Here is a 3,029-nt window from a genome sequence, read left to right as displayed (position 1 = left end):
TGCACGCAGAAATACCATCCCACTAAGGCAGGATGAAACTCAGTGTGGTACAGGAATCAGGCGCGGGGCGGACGCCATACCCCGGATGGGGTTTGAATGGGCGGGAAGTCGCTGAAAAGGGATAGCACCAGCGGACTGGACAAGCGAGTGACAGGCTTGATGATCGATACTTGCAACATACCGCCAGTCTTGCATTCCTGACCAGGTTTGCAGGGCTTCCCGTGATCGGTGGGGCTTTTCATGTCATGGCAGCAGTCCGGTCCCATGTCATCCATCATCGCCATACCCGCCATTTTCATCGGGCAAGGCTCTGTCGGTGCCTGAATGCCCGCCATCCCGCTGAGGGGAAGCGCCAGGCTAATCAGGAAAATGAGGCAACACCGCAGGTAGCGTTTCATGCGGGGGAGTCTAGTTGCTGGTAGCGGACTGTACAATTACGAATCTGTCAGGACGAGCCCGTCGGATAGAATCTGAAGGTCAATAAGAACCTCCTCGTGATAGATACAAGGACTCGCTGAACAGCCAGGCCCAACTCGCTGAGCATGGAAATAGTTACAGCTCACGGCCTATCGTTCGGGTCACGGTTGATTGGTTTTACCTCCTGTGTGTCATTGGTACTGGGCGGATCCTTGTGCATGTTGCGCATACAAAACACCATCGACAGCGGGCACAGCAGCACCAGAAAGATCAGCGCATTCGCCGCGATCCAGGCTTGAAAAGCGGGAAACAAGACATAGGTAGCCGCCAGGATAATGGCCGCACCGATGCCCAGCTGAACCATTGAGGGTTTATTACGAGTCATGATGCTCTCCTCTCGGGCAAGTCATGGGCGCGTTCATCCAGAACCAGCCCAGGTGGTTGCTCAGCGTCATCGCAATGCTCGGCCAGATACGACAGGGCCTCGCGCATGATCTGAAGCGTGGTAATACGCGCATTCAGCGCATCGATGTTGCTCAGCGCAATAGCCTGAACCTCGTCGTCAGAGCGATTGCGCTCCCGCCATAACGCCAATAATGCACGAACCCGCTCGATCGATAATCCCAGATCTCGTGCATGGTGGATGAAGCGTAAAACGTGTACATCGCACTCGCAGTAGACGCGATAGCCACACCGCGTGCGCTGTGACGGCGGGATCAGATTGATGCGCTCGTAGTGGCGGATCATCCGGGCGGACAAACCGCTGACACTTGCCGCCTCACCAATGTTCATAAGATCCTCCGGTTCGCTGAACCACCGAGTCAGCCCTATTCTCGTTGTGCCGGCTGCCAACAGTTCCGTAGCAAGGTGTAAGTAACCACTGAGACACTGGGACAACGCCCTTACCGCACCAGGACTGCCGGACCCAACACGCCCATTGCTGCTAGCGGAATACCGATCAGGTTGTAGACGAAGGCCCAGAGCGGACTCTTCAGAATCTGGGCATAAGTGTAACGGGACAGCATCAAGGCATCCGCCACCAGAGCCGGGTCGCCGCGCATACCCGCTACGCGGAACCTCCATTGCTGGATAGGATTGGACGTTGCGGTATGGGGGAATAGGCTGACCATCACCAACCTCCTGAAGAGCCTCTCTCCCGTAAGGTTGGACCTTACTATTGGGGAAAGGTCAAGCAGCAACGCGATTGCTGGACGAGTCCTCGAAATAAGGATTGAGGCTGGTCTGTTGACTTGGTAACCATCTCAATGCTGATCGGACTAGGTTGGATGATGATTCCAGCCAATGGAAAGTCACCAACTCGCGTTATGACTGATTTCCTTACCTTCGGCGAGTATCTTTCTGACTAGACCGATGGCTGTCGCAGACCCGTTTCCGTCCGATGTAGCACTCGAAAGTGAAAACGGCGGGCGTGCAGTCGAGCTTTTCGCTGGCATCTTTGCCGATGCGCCGGAGGGAGCAGCCGCTCGTCGCAATACCCGGCAAGAATTGCCTCTATGCACGGTTATCCAATGACGAGATCAGCTCTCCGCGCGAGCATAATGGCGTGTCTTCTCTAATGACGTAATGAGAGCCGGACGATCATGAGTGAAAGCGAGCGTTGGATAGTCAAATGCCAGAATACTGAGGACGGTAGCGGCGATGTCATCGTTGATTTACCTCCAGAATTGCTTGTCAAAATGGGGGTAGGTGTTGGGGACGATCTGACGATTACGGTAGCGAATGGCACAATAGTGCTGGAGCCTACGCATGGCACAACATCAGTGCAGTCCGTGTTTGCTGGAGTCCTGCGTGATGATGCTTATCATGCCTACCGCATCCGGCTGGAGGCATCTATTAATATCCCCTCAAACGCCTCTGATCAGGACATTCACGACATGATCGTAGCTGGCTTCTCGGCCAGCATGATCATGTCGCTTTGCGACGCTGGAACCTTAAGTCCGGAAGAGCGCGACAGAATCATTCCACTCAAAACGCTCAAAACAAAATTGGTCAGCAATCAGCTCTTAACGGTGGATGAGAGCGATCGACTGTTCCGCTTTGCACACATTACCGCCATGGCCGAGGTGATCTTCGGGGACGCAGGGAAGGCCAAACAATGGCTTTCCAAACCCAAATCCCGTTTTTCGGGTAAAAGTCCAACTGCCATGCTCACTACAACCCACGGCACACATCGGGTCGAAGAAATGCTGATTCAGGTAGCAGAGGGCATGTCATTTTGATCCAACCGCCGCTAAGTAGAACCATCACAAGCGGGTACGCGACCGCAACGGGCATTGTTGTCAAAATACTCATTCAGCTGGCGAGCTCCGTTAAGCCGTTTACCCCTGAATTCACTGAGCCGTTGTTGTCAAAATATTTTGTTCGGCAGCATTCTCGACTTTAAAAAGGCTCCTGCGGGTAGTGTCAAACTATGTTGTTATTGACTCATCCCGTCATTCGAATATCGCCATGGGTTGTGTCAAGTTATGTTGTCATCTGGGGAGTGCTGCAGGCCCTGTAAATGACTGATTTTATTGATGTTCGTGTGTCAAACTATGTTGTTGGGCACCAACATTAAAAATCGCAGCCTACGCAGACTGTGTGAAAACACA

General features: G+C 53.4%; 4 protein-coding genes and 1 pseudogene. 1 reads left to right on the top strand and 4 read right to left on the bottom strand.

All coding sequences use genetic code 11. The annotated features are described in order from the left end of the window. Positions 1-56 precede the first annotated feature (56 nt). The 4 genes and pseudogenes from VD17_RS30395 to VD17_RS32410 all read right to left on the bottom strand — a co-directional run. On the bottom strand, positions 57-398 hold the full coding sequence (locus VD17_RS30395; RefSeq protein WP_046057058.1) for a hypothetical protein: 342 nt from the start codon (positions 396-398) through the stop codon (positions 57-59). Positions 399-559: 161 nt separating this feature from the next. After that, on the bottom strand, positions 560-802 hold the full coding sequence (locus VD17_RS30390) for a DUF2933 domain-containing protein (RefSeq protein ID WP_046057057.1): 243 nt from the start codon (positions 800-802) through the stop codon (positions 560-562). Continuing rightward, on the bottom strand, positions 799-1,209 hold the full coding sequence (locus tag VD17_RS30385) for a MerR family transcriptional regulator (protein ID WP_046057056.1): 411 nt from the start codon (positions 1,207-1,209) through the stop codon (positions 799-801). Before VD17_RS30385 ends, VD17_RS30390 begins: the two co-directional genes overlap by 4 nt. Before the next feature lie 35 nt (positions 1,210-1,244). Further along, positions 1,245-1,478, bottom strand: a pseudogene (locus tag VD17_RS32410) (copper-transporting ATPase); the annotation flags it as partial. A gap of 540 nt (positions 1,479-2,018) precedes the next feature. Here VD17_RS32410 and VD17_RS30380 point away from each other — a divergent pair. Continuing rightward, positions 2,019-2,657: an antitoxin Xre/MbcA/ParS toxin-binding domain-containing protein gene (locus tag VD17_RS30380; RefSeq protein ID WP_080932108.1), complete on the top strand. Its 639-nt coding sequence runs from the start codon at positions 2,019-2,021 to the stop codon at positions 2,655-2,657. Positions 2,658-3,029: the final 372 nt, after the last annotated feature.

Origin of the sequence: Pseudomonas fluorescens, from assembly GCF_000968015.1 — a bacterium.
Lineage (GTDB): Bacteria > Pseudomonadota > Gammaproteobacteria > Pseudomonadales > Pseudomonadaceae > Aquipseudomonas > Aquipseudomonas fluorescens_W.
This window is presented reverse-complemented; position numbering and strand designations above follow the sequence as displayed.

Excerpts from the sequence above, each read along its gene's own strand:
- VD17_RS30385 (WP_046057056.1), bottom strand. The coding sequence starts at position 1,209 with ATGAACATTGGTGAGGCGGCAAGTGTCAGCGGTTTGTCCGCCCGGATG.
- VD17_RS30380 (WP_080932108.1), top strand. The coding sequence starts at position 2,019 with ATGAGTGAAAGCGAGCGTTGGATAGTCAAATGCCAGAATACTGAGGAC.
- VD17_RS30395 (WP_046057058.1), bottom strand. The coding sequence starts at position 398 with ATGAAACGCTACCTGCGGTGTTGCCTCATTTTCCTGATTAGCCTGGCG.
- VD17_RS30390 (WP_046057057.1), bottom strand. The coding sequence starts at position 802 with ATGACTCGTAATAAACCCTCAATGGTTCAGCTGGGCATCGGTGCGGCC.